Here is a 13,155-nt window from a genome sequence, read left to right as displayed (position 1 = left end):
ACGCAGCATCGGCTCCGGGTGGGCCGGTCAGCGGGGAACAACCGGCGCGAACGCCTTTTGCGGTGCGTCTTCGGTGACGAAGCTGCCGGCGTAGATCTGTTTGCCGGCTTCGACGATGACGACGCCGGCAAAGGTCGAGAACCAGCGCTGTCCGATCTTTTCCCACGCCGCTGCCGACGACAGAATCATGCTCGAGTGTACCGGCGGGACGTAGAGCGCGGTCGACCATCCGAGCGGTTCGAACAGGCCGTCCCGAAGGCTCCGCGACAACTGTCCCGGCGAATACGGTCGGCCGTTGCCGAACGGGGTCCGCTCGAAGCGCGCCCAAACGCCACGCCGATTCGGCACAACCACCATGATGCGGCCGCCGTCCGCCATCACCCGCCACAGTTCCCGCATCATCGGGCGCGGCGGCTCGGCGCATTCGTGGGCGTGGACCACCAGCACCCGATCCATCGAGCGGTCCGGGATCGGCAGGTAGGTCTCGTCGGCGAGGGTGGTCAAGCCCGCCCCATCGCGCGGCCAGTGCAGAACCCCCTGGGCGGCCGGCATCACCGCGAGCACGCGCTGGGCCTCGGCGCGGAACGGCCCGAGGAACGGCGTCGCGTAGCCGACGCCGAGGATGTTGAGGCCGTGCCCGTCCGGCCACAGCTCCCGAATCCGGCGGATGATCATCCGCCGGGCCACCCGGCCGAGACCGGATGCGTAGAAGTCCTTCAGTTCGAGAGCGTCCGTCCACATGATCCGAAACCCGGTAGTGCGGCAGAAATCTAGCGCACCCGCGCCCCGCAGTGGTAGTGTCGGGATCGGCGAAATCCTTGCAGCGGACGTGAATCGGCCAATGGCGCAACTTCAGGTGCATCAGATTCCGGTTCTCAGCGACAACTACGTCTACCTGGCGCGAGAGCCGGAAAACGATGTATGCGCGTGCGTCGATCCGGCGGTTGCGGAGCCGGTACTGCGCGCTCTCGACCGGCTCGGGTGGCGCCTCACCCACATTCTCAACACTCATCATCACGGCGACCACGTCGGCGGCAATCTTGAGTTGAAACGCGCCACCGGGTGCACCATCGTCGGAAACGCCGCCGACGCCGACCGCATTCCCGGCATCGATGTCGAGGTGCGGGACGGCGGCACGTTCCGGCTCGGAACCGAGAACGCGCGCATCATCGACGTCTCCGGTCACACTCGCGGCCACATCGCCTACTGGTTCGAGGCATCGCGGGTGCTGTTCTGCGGGGACACCCTGTTCTCCCTCGGGTGCGGCCGCCTTTTCGAGGGAACGCCGGCGGAGATGTGGGCGAGCCTCCGGAAGCTTCGCGATCTGCCGGACGACACGGCGGTGTATTGCGCCCATGAATACACGCTATCCAACGCCGCCTTCGCCCTCGCCGTCGATCCGGACAACAGCGCGCTGCGGGCGAGGGCCGAGGAGGTTCGTGCGTTGCGCGCCGTCAACAGGCCGACGGTGCCGTCGACCATCGGCGCCGAGCGCGCCGCCAATCCGTTCCTCCGTGCCGACGCAGACGACCTGCAGCAGGCCGCCGGTCTCGCCGGCCGCGATCCCGTCTCCGCGTTCGCCGAAATCCGCCGGCGCAAGGACCGCTTCTGAGTGACGCGGCCCGCGGCCAACGCCCCCGTTGCTCCTCGGCGCGGCTGCCTCTAAGGTTCCGGCCGCCAGAAACCTGCAGCGGAGACCGCCCGATGTCCTTTCTCGCCACCCGCATCGGCCGCATCAAGCCGTCACCCACCATCGCCGTGTCGCAACTGGCGGCCGATCTCAAGGCCGCCGGACGCGACGTGATCGGCCTTGGCGCCGGTGAGCCCGATTTCGACACCCCGCGCCACATCTGCGAGGCCGCGAAGGCGGCCATCGACGCCGGCGACACCCGGTACACTGCCGTCGCCGGTACGCTCGCGCTGCGCCGGGCGATCTGCGCCAAGTTCGAGCGCGACAACGGCCTCCAGTACACGCCGGACCAGGTCACCGTCGGCTGCGGCGGCAAGCAGATCATCTTCAACGCGATGATGGCGACCATCGACGCCGGTGACGAGGTGGTCATACCGGCGCCCTACTGGGTGTCCTACCCGGACATCGTCGAACTGGCGCATGGCCGGCCGGTCATCGTCCCCACCACCGCCGAGTCAGGCTTCCGGCTGAACCCGGCCGATCTGGACGCCGCGATCACGTCGAAGACCAAGTGGGTGATCCTCAACTCGCCCTCGAACCCGTCCGGCGCCGCTTATACTGAATCGGAGTTGCGCGGGATCACCGACGTCCTGGTGCGGCACCCTCATGTGTGGGTGCTGACCGACGACATCTACGAGTTCATCGTTTACGACGACTTCGCCTTCACCACGCCGGCGCAAGTGGAGCCGCGCCTCCACGAGCGCACCCTGACCCTCAACGGCTGCTCGAAGGCGCACTGCATGACCGGCTGGCGGGTGGGCTACGGCGCCGGGCCGATCCCGTTGATCAAGGCGATGAACAACATCCAGTCCCAGTCGACCACCCACACCAGTTCCATCTCGCAGGCGGCGGCGGTGGCCGCGCTCAACGGCCCCCAGGATTTCATCGCTGCCAACAACGCGGTGTTCAAGGAGCGCCGCGATCTCGTCGTCGCGATGCTAAACCAGGCGGACGGCCTGCACTGCCCGACGCCGGAGGGCGCGTTCTACGTCTATCCGTCCTGCGCCGGCGTCATCGGCAAGCGTATGCCGGACGGCCGGCCGATCGCCAGCGACGACGACTTTGTGACGTATCTGCTCGGCGCGGAGGGCGTGGCGGCCGTGCAGGGCTCGGCGTTCGGTCTGTCGCCCCACTTCCGCGTCTCCTACGCCACCTCCACCGCAGCGCTCGAGGAGGCCTGCAGGCGCATTCAGCGCGCGTGCGCGGCATTGAGTTAGAACTCGCCGCACACCGTAGGGGGCCGGGAACCTTAAGCCTGGAACTTTAGGCCCGGAACCTTCAGCCGCGGGCAGGCTTATCCTCAGCAGCGGCGAAGGCTCTGCGTATGGCTGTTGTTCCTTTACTCGCGACTTTGCTCAGGCGAGAGGGGTAGGGAGGATTGTTGAAATGGGCAACCTGGATTGGAAATGGGTCGGGATCGGCGTCCTGATCATGCTGGTTCTCTCTCTGCTCGGCGGCATCGTGCTGACCCTGTTGATGCCGGAGGTGCGCAGCGCCGCCACTGTCGAGGAACTCGAAGCGATGACGCTCAGCGGCGGGCAGGCGTTTCTCGCGGCTGCGATCAACTTTCTGGCGTTCGTGATCGGCGGCTTCATCGTCGGCTGGAAGTCGGCCGGGCGGACCATCATCGAACCGGGCATCTCGGCCGCCGTTGCGGTTCTTATCGCGCTGCTCTTGGCCGGAAACTTCACGGTCATGAACCTGCTCGTCGGCGGACTCATTCCCTTTGCGGCAGGCGTGCTCGGCGGCTGGCTTGGAGAGCGCCGCCAGGACGCGACGCGCGCTCACGGCGCCAGTATGTAGAGAGCCCTGGCCAATCCGCTCAGCGGCTCGGCCACGCTTGCGGGAGCGGGCCGGGGCCACCGTCGGCGAGGAGGCTTTCCAGCGGCGTTCGCAGGCGGGCTGCGAGTGAAGCGCCGATCCTGTACACCCAGCCGCTGGCGCGGTCGTTGATGGCGCGGGCGATTTCGCGAACGGCGTCGACTTCGTCGCTTGCGTCCGCGGCGTCCACCGCCGCTTCTGCCGACGCCACTGCCCAAATCTCGCCGTCGATGTCGGCCGTGCGCACCGTCACCTCCAGGCCGTCGAAGGTGCGGACGCGGGCGACGGCGGCGTCCTCCGGCACCGTCACGTCGCCAGCCGGGCGCACGTCTTCGAACCGGACGTCCGTCAGCAGCGACGCCATGCGCGCGACCGCCGGCGTTTCTCCGGCGCCGCCGACCGGGGCGCCTTCAACGACCGCCAGATTCGCGTCGGGAGTGTCCCTGGCGAGGGAGTAGGTCGGGCCGCGCGGCGGCGAGATGGTGACTTGGGCGACCGTCTCGGGGGCGATATCGACGATGCTGTCGTCGAGCCAGGCGGACGGGGAGGTGTTCACCACCAGGCCGCCGCTCGCCAGCCACGCCCGTTCGTCGACAGCGCGGCGGAGGTAGGTGCCGGTGTCGCGGCCGCCGGTAAAGCCGTGGCGGCGCTTGCCGACGACGACATCCGCCAGCACCTCGCCATCGGCGTCTTCCAAGCGGACGCGACGGGATTGGGCGTCGGCGGCGGCGATGTCCTCCACTTCGAGCCGGGTGAACTTGTCCGGCTTGGCGGTCTTGCTCTCGATCAAATCCATGGCGGCCATGGTCGCCACCAGCTCGCGGACCGCGTTGGCAGACGCCGGATAGTCATGCTGGTCCGGCGCAACCCACAGCCCGCCGTGCTCGCGAACCACCGTAAAAGATCGATCCTTGTCGGCAATGATGATGCGGGCGACGGCATCCGGGGCGTCGCGAAGGCGGGGAAAGGCGGGCTCGCCGCTGAGTTGGGCCACATCCACGCCGGGCCGATCGAGAACCGCGACGACGGCAGCGATCAGGGTGATGAGGGTGACGATGGCGGCGGCGAGGACAAACTTGCTACTCATCGCATGCTCAACCCGTTGCCTGTCCGGCGTGAAAACGCGCGGCGCGCCGCCGGCGCACGATCGCCAGCCCGACGGCAACCATTGCGACGATGGCCGGCACCAGCCAGATGTTGAGCACCTGCAACCACGTCTCCAGCCTCTCCACGTCATTGCGCAGCGCGAACTGCACGTCGCGAAGCTCCGTGCGGAGGTTGATCAATTCGCCGCGAAACTGCTGGACTGCGTTCTGTTGCTCTGCCGTCAGCAGCACCTCAGATCCCGGCTCTTCCGTTTGCAGCGCGTTGATCCGGTTGCGGATTTCCTCGATCTTGGCGAGCAGCTCCTGCTCCTTGTCGCGGAACTGGTCATCGGCGCTGCGCCTCATCGCTTCCACGACCTCGAAGCGGCGATCCGTGATGCCACGGCCGCGCAACCCCGCCATGGCGGGTCCTCCGGCAAGGCTCTCCAGCGCCGCAAGGGCGAGATCGGCGTTGTTGGCCGTCGGCACCGAGAACTCCTGACCGAGCAGGGACTGGCTGCGCACCCAGTTCTCGTCGGCCAACATGTCGGCGTCGCTCACCAGGATGAGCTGCAGCGGCTCCCTGATCTGGTGAGATGGAAAGCGCATCCGCGGCGCCCTCGTCTTGCTGCGGGTCGCCGGCGGCGCCCCCGGTCTGCGCGTCGTCCTCTGTGTCGCCGTCCTTTGGGGGTCCGTCGGGAAACGCCGTGGACACCGGTCCGGTAACGCGGGCGGCGACGGTGAATGGCTGACCGGCCGGAACGAACGCCTGCAACAGCTTGATCGGCTCCGGCAGGAACTGGATGGACTGGACGTCGATCAGCATGGCTTCCGGGCTGGTGGTGATCAACGGCTCCACCGTGGTCGTCGCGCCGTCGCGGCCGCGAATGGCGCCGGCGCTTTTCATGACCACCACCTGGAGGTCGCCGCTGACCGCATCGTCGGCCGCCATCTGCGCCTTGCCGAGCGCCAGCCACACCACGTAGTCGGTGATGACCGGCCGACCCTGATGGCGGGCCCGCACCCGCAGCGCCGTGTTGCGGTCGCCGACCACCTGTCCCGGCGTCACCTCCACCCCCCAGGCCGTGAGGAGCGGCTCCAGCGTCTGCACGGCGCTGGCGGCACCCGGCGGGCGACCAGGCACCGCGAGGGTTTCGGCGAACGGATCGACGAACGCGAGAACCTTGCCGCCTCTGAGAACGAACTGGTCGATGGCGTAGAGGGTCTTGTCGTCGATGGTCGTCGGCTGGGCGAGGAGCAGGATGTCGACGTCGTCGTCGACCTCGAGCGAGCCGCCCTTCAGCATGCGCACGGTGAAGAACGCCTGCAGGCTTTCGGCCACCATCCACGGCTGTCCGCGGCTGAACTGGTCGCCGAACAGGGGAAGGTCGCCGATGACGCCGACCACCTGCTTGTCGGGGTTGGCGAGATCGTGGATCAGGCGCGTCAGGTCGTACTCCAGGAACTCGGCCCGCTCCGGCGCCAGGTACGGGATCGCTTCATCATCGTCTGTAGCGTTGGTGCCGGCGATGCCGAAGTAGGCGAGAGACCCGCCGTTGCCGACGGTAAGCGGGCTGATCCCGTCCGCCACCGCCAGATCTTCCTCCGGCGCATAGGGCTCCGGATCAAACCGCTCGATCTCCAACCGCCCATCGGCAATGCGCGCATACTGCTCCAACAGGGCGTCGACCCGCGCCGCGTGATTGGCGTAGTACGGGCCGAACGTCTCGAGTTGGGAGGACCGGTAGTAGCGCAACCGGATCGGTTCGTCGATCGCGGCCAGAACCGCGCGCGTCGCGTCGGTCAGCGTGTAGATGCCGTCCTCCGTCAGGTCGAGGCGCGCCGTTTTCAACGTACTTCCCGCAAGAATATTGACCGCGAAGAAGAACACGATGGCGAGGACGATCGCGATGGCGGCCAGGGCGGTGGAGCTGGGAGAAGTGGAACCGAGGATGCGCAGCGACAATGCCATGGCGTCACGCGCTTTTCTTGAGTTCGATGATGGCGGTGTTGATCACCAGGCCCGCCCCGATCAACGACAGGAAGAACACGACGGTGCGAAGCTCGATGACGCCCCGCGCCAAGGAATCGAAGTTGGAAAGGAAGCTGAAATCGGCGATGGCGTCGACGAAGACCGGCGGCAGCCAGCCGCGGATGATCGATTGCACCACCTCGACGCCGCTCATCAGGAACAGGAAGCCCAGCGTGGCCCCGAGCACGAAGGCGATGACCTGGTTGGGGGTCAGCGCCGAGGCGCAGGCGCTCAGCGCCAGGAAGCCCCCGGCCATCAGCCAGCTCCCGATGTAGGCGGCGGCGATGACGCCGTTGTCCGGGCTGCCGAGCACGTTGACGGTGATCCACAGCGGGAAGGTCAGCACGAGCGCGATGCCGGCGAACAGCCACGCCGCCAGGAACTTGCCGACCACCGCATCGGCAGCAGTGATCGGTAAGGTCATCAGCAACTCCAGGGTGCCGCTCTTGCGCTCTTCCGCCCACAGACGCATGCCGATTGCCGGAATCAGCAGCAGGTAAAGCCACGGATGGAACTGGAAGAACGGTTGCAGGTCGGCTTCGCCGCGAACGAAAAAGCCGCCGACGAAGAACGTCAGCGAACCGGCCAGCGCCAGAAAGATACAGATGAATACGTAGGCCAGCGGCGACGTGAAGTACGCCGTGAACTCGCGCCTGCAGATTGCGGAAACGGCAGCCGGGCTCATCTGCGTCCTATCTCGCCTCGGCTGGCGATGGTCGCGGCGAATCCGCGGTCAGAGCGCGGAAGACATCGTCCAGGCGACCGCGCTGCTCGCCGATCTCCTCGACCGGCACGCCGGCGCCTTCGATCGCGGCATGGACATCGTCGAGGATTTCCGCGCCGTCTGCCGGGAAAGCGACGATGCCCATGGCGCCGTCGACGGCGCGCTGGGTTTCGACCCGCGCGACCGTCGCGACCCGGCGCAAGGCCGCCGCCGCTTCATCATGGCGGCCGAAAGCCACCCGCACCGTCACGGCGTTGTGGAACCGCGAGCGCGCCAGCAAGGCCTCCGGCGTTTCATCGGCGACGACCCGCCCACGTGCGATGATGACGGCGCGGCTGCACACCGCCTCCACCTCTTCAAGGATGTGGGTGGAAATGATGATCGCCTTGTTGGCGGCCATCTCCGTCAGCAGCGCCCGCACCTCGTGCTTCTGGTTGGGATCGAGGCCGTCGGTCGGCTCGTCGAGGATCAGCACCTCGGGATCGAGCAGGATGGCCTGCGCCAAGCCGACCCGACGCTTGAATCCCTTGGAAAGCGTATCGATCGGTTGCAGCCAGACCGGACCCAAATGGAGAAGCTCTCGCACGCGATCAAGACGGCCGGCCCGTTCGCCGGCCCGGACGCCCCGCACGTCGGCGACGAAGGCGAGGAACGAGGCAGGGGTCATGTCGCCATAGAGCGGCGCGCCTTCCGGCAGATAGCCGATGGTGCGCTTGACGCTGATCGGGTCCCGGCTGACGTCCTTGCCGACGACGATGGCGGTGCCGCCATCGGGGCGCAGAAATCCTGTGATCATGCGCATCGTGGTGGTCTTGCCGGCGCCATTGGGGCCGAGAAAGCCCATGACCTCGCCGCGGTGGACGCGGAGGGAAACGCCGTCCACGGCCGCGATCGCGCCGAAGTGCTTCTTCAGCCCTTGAAGGTCGATGAGGACGTCCATGGTTTCCGATGCGAGAGGGCGGAGCCTGATCGACTCTGCCGGAACCGTTTAGTCCGGTCCCCGCTGTCGATCAAGGGGCGGATGAGCGATGTCGATACGGCCGGGCGCGCTGCACTGCGCTGATAAACCGCGCGGCGTAGGGCTTCTGACGCGATCGTTCGACTTCAGACTGAATGACCGGCTTGTGTGGTTGCGCGTTCCGCTGCGGGGACCAGCAGCGGCGTTCCCCACATCTTCTCGAGTTGATAGAAGGCGCGAATCTCGGGGCGGAACAGGTGCACGATCACGTCCCCGGCGTCGATCAGCACCCAGTCGCATTGCGGCGCTCCCTCCACCGCAAGCCGAGGCGCGCCGAACGCCTTGATCTTCTCCCGGAGATTTTCGCTCATCGCGCCGACGTGGCGCTGCGAGGTTCCCGACGCGATCACCATGTAATCGGCAATGGTGGTCTTTCCCGCGAGGTCGAGGACGACGACATCTTCGGCCTTGCCGTCCTCCAGTGAGGCATGCACGAGCGCAAGCAAAGGATGATTCGCCGGCGGTCTGCCTGTTGCAGTTGGTATGGCCCCGTATCCCTGATCTGTTGTTACTGTGCTGTCGCTTCCGGCACGACTAGGCCTTCTCCGGCGTCCATTCCGGTTCCCGGCCATCCGGCCCACGGGTCCGCCGCCGGATTTCGGTCGCCGATGTGGCGTGCGTAGGGACGCGAAGAAACGTCCAAGCCGGGGGACGCAGGTCGGCGAGCGCCCGCGCCCGTGACGGAGGCACCCGCGCTTTCGCGAACCGCCGCGACGCAACACCGGACAACGCCCGTAAAGAATAGGTCGGGCGCGGAAAAACCGCAATGGGGACGCTGCGGAACAGCCTTCGCCACTGCTTCCATTGCGGGATCTGGACGAGATTGTCAGCTCCCATCAGCCACACGAAGCGGATCGCTCTGAAGCGCCTTCGCAGTGCGGCGATGGTATCCACGGTGTGGGACGTGCCGAACTCACTCTCGATGCCGGTAACCCGGATGCGCCGGTGGTCGGCGATCCGCTGCGCCGCCTCGATCCGCGCCGCCATGGTCGCCATGTCGGCGGTCGCCTTCAGCGGGTTCTGCGGAGACACCATCCACCAGACTTCATCCAGGCGCAGCCGCTCCAGCGCGATCAACGAGATGTGCCGGTGCCCGTCATGGGCGGGATTGAACGAACCGCCGAGCAGCCCCACGCGCCTGCCGCACCTCATTATCTGGCGGCGGGCCCGGTCACGGGCGGCATTGTCCCGAACCGCGCACAACGTACTTGAAGCTGGTCAACTGCTCGACGCCGACCGGGCCGCGGGCGTGCAGCTTGCCGGTGGAGATGCCGATCTCCGCTCCCATGCCGAACTCGCCGCCATCGGCAAACTGGGTGGAGGCGTTGACCATGAGGATTGCGCTGTCGAGGCGGTTGACGAACTGTTCCGCCGCCGCCGGATTTTCGGTGATGATGGCCTCCGTGTGGCCCGAAGAATGGCGGGCAACGTGATCGATGGCGGCGTCCAAGCTTTCGACGACGCGCACCGAGAGGATCGCGTCCAGGTATTCGGTGTCCCAGTCCCCATCGTCGGCGGCGGCGACTCGCGTGTCGATGGCGCGCGTCTCGGCGTCACCGCGCACCTCGCAGCCCGCTTCCATCAACGCATCGAGGATCGGCGGCAGCACCGTCTTGGCGATCGCCCGGTCGATGAGCAGGGTTTCGGTGGCGCCGCAGATCCCGGTCCGCCGCATCTTGGCGTTGAGGGTTACGGCCCGCGCCATGTCCGGATCGGCGTCGGTGTGGATATAGGTGTGGCAGATCCCCTCCAGGTGCTTGAATAGCGGCACCCGGCTCTCGGCGGTGATGCGCTCGATCAGCGACTTGCCGCCGCGGGGCACGATCACGTCGATGAATTCGCTCATCTTCAGCATCTCGCCGACTGCTGCGCGATCGGTGCTCGGCACCAACTGGATGCTTTGTGCCGGCAGGTCCGCGGCGATCAGCCCGACGCTGAGACTTTCCATGATCGCCGTCGAGGAGTTGAAGCTTTCTGAGCCGCAGCGGAGAATGGTTGCATTGCCGGCCTTGAGACAGAGCGCGCCCGCATCGGCGGTCACGTTCGGGCGCGATTCGTAGATGACGCCGATCACCCCGAGGGGCGTGCGGACGCGCGAGATATCGAGGCCGTTGGGCCGCCGCCACGCAGCCATCACCGCGCCGATCGGATCCGGCAGCGCCGCGATCTCCTCCAGGCCCGCCGCCGTCGCCTCAATGCGCTCGGGCGTCAGTGCCAGGCGGTCGATCAACGCCGGCGCCATGTTCCTTTGTTGCGCAGACGCCAAGTCCCTCGCGTTGGCTTTCAGGATGTTGCCGATTTGCGCCCGCAGGTTGGCGGCGGTTTGGCGCAGCGCCGCGTCCTTGGCGTCGGGCGAAGCGGTCGCCAGACGGGTCGCGGCGTCGCGGGCGCCGGCGCCGATGCGCTGCATCATTTGCGCCATGCTGTCTCGGCGATCGATGACGTCGGCGGTCATGGCGTCTCCCATCCATAGTCAATGGCCAGATCGTCGCGGTGAATGATCTCCTCGCGCCCACGGTACCCGAGACGTTCCTCGATTTCACCGCCTTTGTGGCCCATGATCCGGCGCGCATCCTCCGCCGAATAGCTGCTAAGCCCGCGGCCCAGTTCGCGGCCGTCGGCGCTTCTGACCACGACCGCGTCGCCCTTGCTGAATGTCCCCTCCACGGCCACGACACCCACCGGCAACAGGCTGCTGCCGACCGCCAGCGCCCGTTCAGCGCCGGCATCGACGATGAGCGCGCCGGCGGGTTTAAGCGAACCGCCGATCCAGCGCTTTCGCGCCGTGCGCGGCGTCGCTCCGGGCAGAAACCACGTGCATCGCGCTCCCTCCCCGATGCGGCGGAGCGGGTTCAACGGCTTGCCGTCGGCGATCACCATCCGGCAACCGGCGCCCATAGCGATGCGCGCGGCCGCCAGCTTGGTCACCATGCCGCCGGTGCCGTCGCCGCCCGCGGCGTCCCCGGCCGCCGCCTCGATGTCCGGCGTGATCGCGTGGATCTCCGACACCAGATGCGCCTCGGCGTCGCGCCGCGGGTCCGAAGAGTAGAACCCGTCGATGTCCGATAACAACACCAGAATATCGGCGCTGATCATAGCGGCGACGCGGGCGGCGAGGCGGTCGTTGTCGCCGAAGCGGATCTCGTCGGTGGCGACGGTATCGTTCTCGTTGATCAGCGGCACCGCGCCGGCGCGCAGCAGGGTGGTGAGCGTCGCGTGGGCGTTGATGTAGCGGCGGCGGTCCTCGGTGTCGGACAGGGTCAGCAGCACCTGCGCCACGGTAAGACCATGACGGGCCAGCATCTCCTGGTAAGCGTGGGCGAGCTGGATCATGCCGGTCGCCGCCGCCGCCTGCTTTTCATCGAGGCGCAGCGTGCCCATCGGTAGTCCCAACTGCCGGCGGCCGACCGCGATCGCGCCCGACGAGACGAGCAGAACCTCCTGGCCGCGGGCCCGCATCGCTGCCACGTCCTCTGCGAGCGCCGTCAGCCAGGGCGCGTGAATGGACCCCCGCGCCTCGTCCACCAACAGCGCCGAGCCGATCTTGACGACGATCCGGCGCCCGCCGGCGAGACGTGCGGATGTCCGTCCGGTGTTCATGCCCTCAAGCGCCGGTTGCGACATCGCCGGCAGCCTCGCCGCGGATCCCGGCGCGGACCCGACGCAGGATCTCTTCGCTACCGGTTCCCGCGATGGCCGACGCCATGACGACGGAAGCGCCCGAGGCCTCGGCGAGCCGGCGGCGCTGGCTCTCCGCCGCATCGGGCGACAGCGCATCCACCTTGTTGAGGGCGACGATCTCCGGCCGCTCTTCCAACCCGGCGCCATAGGCGCTGAGCTCGTGGCGCACCACCTGGTACGCCGCCGCCACGTCGTCGCCCGTCGCATCCACCAGATGCACGAGAACGCGGCAGCGCTCGATGTGGCCGAGGAAGCGGTCGCCGAGGCCGGCGCCGCCGTGGGCGCCCTCGATCAGTCCCGGGATGTCGGCGATCACCATCGTCTCGTCGTCGACCTCCGCAACCCCCAACTGTGGATGGAGCGTGGTGAATGGATAATCGGCGATCTTCGGCCGCGCCCGGGATACAACGGACAGAAATGTCGACTTCCCGGCGTTGGGAAGGCCGATCAGGCCGGCTTCGGCCACCAGCTTCAGGCGCAGCCACAGCCACGCCTCCTCCCCCGGCCAGCCCGGATCTGCCCGCCGCGGCGCCCGGTTGGTGGAGGTCTTGAAGCGGTCATTGCCGCGGCCGCCATCGCCGCCGCGGAACAGGGTCACGCGCTGGCCGACTTCTGTAAGATCCGCGAGCAAGGTTTCCTTGTCCTCCGCAAACACCTGGGTGCCGGCCGGAACCGCCAGCACCACGTCTGCGCCGGCGGCGCCGGTGCGCTGGCGGCCCTTGCCGTGCTCGCCGCGGCCGGCTTTGAAGTGCTGACGGTAACGGTAGTCGATGAGGGTGTTGAGGCCGGCGACGCATTCGATGACGACGTCACCGCCGCGCCCGCCGTCGCCCCCGTCCGGGCCGCCGAACTCGATGTACTTCTCGCGCCGGAACGACACGCAGCCGTTGCCGCCGTCGCCGCTCTTCACGAACACCTTGGCTTGATCGAGGAACTTCACGGCGAGGGACTCAAGCTATCGGCACGACCCGGTCGCGGCGCGGATGGAGCGGGGTGAGGCCTTACTTGTGGCTCGAGGTCGACGCCTTGCATGGGGCGCCCGCTCCGCGCACGACAACCGGAATGAGCCGGAACAGTCCTTCGAGTGATGTCACGCGCCACGCC

Annotated in this window: 14 protein-coding genes; 3 read left to right on the top strand and 11 right to left on the bottom strand. The window is 67.5% G+C overall.

Annotated features, from left to right (window positions below; genetic code table 11):
• Positions 1-27: 27 nt before the first annotated feature.
• Complete coding sequence (locus IPM60_05160; GenBank protein MBK8907298.1) at positions 28-741, bottom strand: methyltransferase domain-containing protein; 714 nt, start codon at positions 739-741, stop codon at positions 28-30.
• Positions 742-841: 100 nt separating this feature from the next.
• Here IPM60_05160 and gloB point away from each other — a divergent pair, with 100 nt between their 5' ends.
• The 3 genes from gloB to IPM60_05145 all read left to right on the top strand — a co-directional run bounded on the left by gloB (position 842) and on the right by IPM60_05145 (position 3,493).
• Positions 842-1,612 carry a hydroxyacylglutathione hydrolase gene (gene gloB, locus IPM60_05155; GenBank protein ID MBK8907297.1) on the top strand — a complete coding sequence of 257 codons (771 nt, stop codon included), beginning with the start codon at positions 842-844 and terminating at the stop codon, positions 1,610-1,612.
• A gap of 92 nt (positions 1,613-1,704) precedes the next feature.
• A complete protein-coding gene (locus IPM60_05150; GenBank protein MBK8907296.1) occupies positions 1,705-2,907 on the top strand; it encodes a pyridoxal phosphate-dependent aminotransferase in 1,203 nt (400 codons plus the stop codon).
• A gap of 169 nt (positions 2,908-3,076) precedes the next feature.
• Positions 3,077-3,493: a hypothetical protein gene (locus IPM60_05145; GenBank protein ID MBK8907295.1), complete on the top strand. Its 417-nt coding sequence runs from the start codon at positions 3,077-3,079 to the stop codon at positions 3,491-3,493.
• Positions 3,494-3,512: 19 nt separating this feature from the next.
• On the opposite strand, the gene IPM60_05140 is transcribed toward IPM60_05145, so the two are convergent.
• The 10 genes from IPM60_05140 to obgE form a co-directional block, all read right to left on the bottom strand.
• Complete coding sequence (locus IPM60_05140) at positions 3,513-4,598, bottom strand: DUF4340 domain-containing protein (GenBank protein MBK8907294.1); 1,086 nt, start codon at positions 4,596-4,598, stop codon at positions 3,513-3,515.
• Positions 4,599-4,605: 7 nt separating this feature from the next.
• Complete coding sequence (locus tag IPM60_05135; GenBank protein ID MBK8907293.1) at positions 4,606-4,962, bottom strand: hypothetical protein; 357 nt, start codon at positions 4,960-4,962, stop codon at positions 4,606-4,608.
• Positions 4,943-6,568, bottom strand: coding sequence for a Gldg family protein (locus tag IPM60_05130; protein MBK8907292.1), 1,626 nt, complete (start codon positions 6,566-6,568; stop codon positions 4,943-4,945). The genes IPM60_05135 and IPM60_05130 overlap by 20 nt, the downstream gene beginning before the upstream one ends.
• A gap of 4 nt (positions 6,569-6,572) precedes the next feature.
• On the bottom strand, positions 6,573-7,313 hold the full coding sequence (locus IPM60_05125; protein MBK8907291.1) for a heme exporter protein CcmB: 741 nt from the start codon (positions 7,311-7,313) through the stop codon (positions 6,573-6,575).
• Positions 7,314-7,320: 7 nt separating this feature from the next.
• Entirely contained in the window at positions 7,321-8,292 is a 972-nt protein-coding gene (locus IPM60_05120; GenBank protein ID MBK8907290.1) for an ABC transporter ATP-binding protein, read from the bottom strand.
• Positions 8,293-8,456: 164 nt separating this feature from the next.
• Entirely contained in the window at positions 8,457-8,942 is a 486-nt protein-coding gene (gene rsfS / locus IPM60_05115) for a ribosome silencing factor (protein MBK8907289.1), read from the bottom strand.
• Entirely contained in the window at positions 8,905-9,522 is a 618-nt protein-coding gene (locus IPM60_05110; GenBank protein MBK8907288.1) for a nicotinate-nucleotide adenylyltransferase, read from the bottom strand. Before IPM60_05110 ends, rsfS begins: the two co-directional genes overlap by 38 nt.
• A gap of 19 nt (positions 9,523-9,541) precedes the next feature.
• Complete coding sequence (locus IPM60_05105) at positions 9,542-10,825, bottom strand: glutamate-5-semialdehyde dehydrogenase (protein ID MBK8907287.1); 1,284 nt, start codon at positions 10,823-10,825, stop codon at positions 9,542-9,544.
• A complete protein-coding gene (locus IPM60_05100; protein MBK8907286.1) occupies positions 10,822-11,970 on the bottom strand; it encodes a glutamate 5-kinase in 1,149 nt (382 codons plus the stop codon). The genes IPM60_05105 and IPM60_05100 overlap by 4 nt, the downstream gene beginning before the upstream one ends.
• Before the next feature lie 4 nt (positions 11,971-11,974).
• Complete coding sequence (gene obgE / locus IPM60_05095) at positions 11,975-12,991, bottom strand: GTPase ObgE (protein ID MBK8907285.1); 1,017 nt, start codon at positions 12,989-12,991, stop codon at positions 11,975-11,977.
• Between the last annotated feature and the right edge of the window lie 164 nt (positions 12,992-13,155).

It is taken from the genome of Rhodospirillales bacterium, assembly GCA_016710335.1.
In the GTDB taxonomy this organism is placed as follows: domain Bacteria; phylum Pseudomonadota; class Alphaproteobacteria; order Rhodospirillales; family Defluviicoccaceae; genus JADJXQ01.
The sequence above is the reverse complement of the archived record's forward strand: the minus strand, read 5'-3'. Positions and strand labels throughout refer to the sequence as shown.

Excerpts from the sequence above, each read along its gene's own strand:
- IPM60_05160 (MBK8907298.1), bottom strand. The coding sequence starts at position 741 with ATGTGGACGGACGCTCTCGAACTGAAGGACTTCTACGCATCCGGTCTC.
- gloB (MBK8907297.1), top strand. The coding sequence starts at position 842 with ATGGCGCAACTTCAGGTGCATCAGATTCCGGTTCTCAGCGACAACTAC.
- IPM60_05150 (MBK8907296.1), top strand. The coding sequence starts at position 1,705 with ATGTCCTTTCTCGCCACCCGCATCGGCCGCATCAAGCCGTCACCCACC.
- IPM60_05145 (MBK8907295.1), top strand. The coding sequence starts at position 3,077 with ATGGGCAACCTGGATTGGAAATGGGTCGGGATCGGCGTCCTGATCATG.
- IPM60_05140 (MBK8907294.1), bottom strand. The coding sequence starts at position 4,598 with ATGAGTAGCAAGTTTGTCCTCGCCGCCGCCATCGTCACCCTCATCACC.
- IPM60_05135 (MBK8907293.1), bottom strand. The coding sequence starts at position 4,962 with ATGAGGCGCAGCGCCGATGACCAGTTCCGCGACAAGGAGCAGGAGCTG.
- IPM60_05130 (MBK8907292.1), bottom strand. The coding sequence starts at position 6,568 with ATGGCATTGTCGCTGCGCATCCTCGGTTCCACTTCTCCCAGCTCCACC.
- IPM60_05125 (MBK8907291.1), bottom strand. The coding sequence starts at position 7,313 with ATGAGCCCGGCTGCCGTTTCCGCAATCTGCAGGCGCGAGTTCACGGCG.
- IPM60_05120 (MBK8907290.1), bottom strand. The coding sequence starts at position 8,292 with ATGGACGTCCTCATCGACCTTCAAGGGCTGAAGAAGCACTTCGGCGCG.
- rsfS (MBK8907289.1), bottom strand. The coding sequence starts at position 8,942 with ATGGCCGGGAACCGGAATGGACGCCGGAGAAGGCCTAGTCGTGCCGGA.
- IPM60_05110 (MBK8907288.1), bottom strand. The coding sequence starts at position 9,522 with ATGAGGTGCGGCAGGCGCGTGGGGCTGCTCGGCGGTTCGTTCAATCCC.
- IPM60_05105 (MBK8907287.1), bottom strand. The coding sequence starts at position 10,825 with ATGACCGCCGACGTCATCGATCGCCGAGACAGCATGGCGCAAATGATG.
- IPM60_05100 (MBK8907286.1), bottom strand. The coding sequence starts at position 11,970 with ATGAACACCGGACGGACATCCGCACGTCTCGCCGGCGGGCGCCGGATC.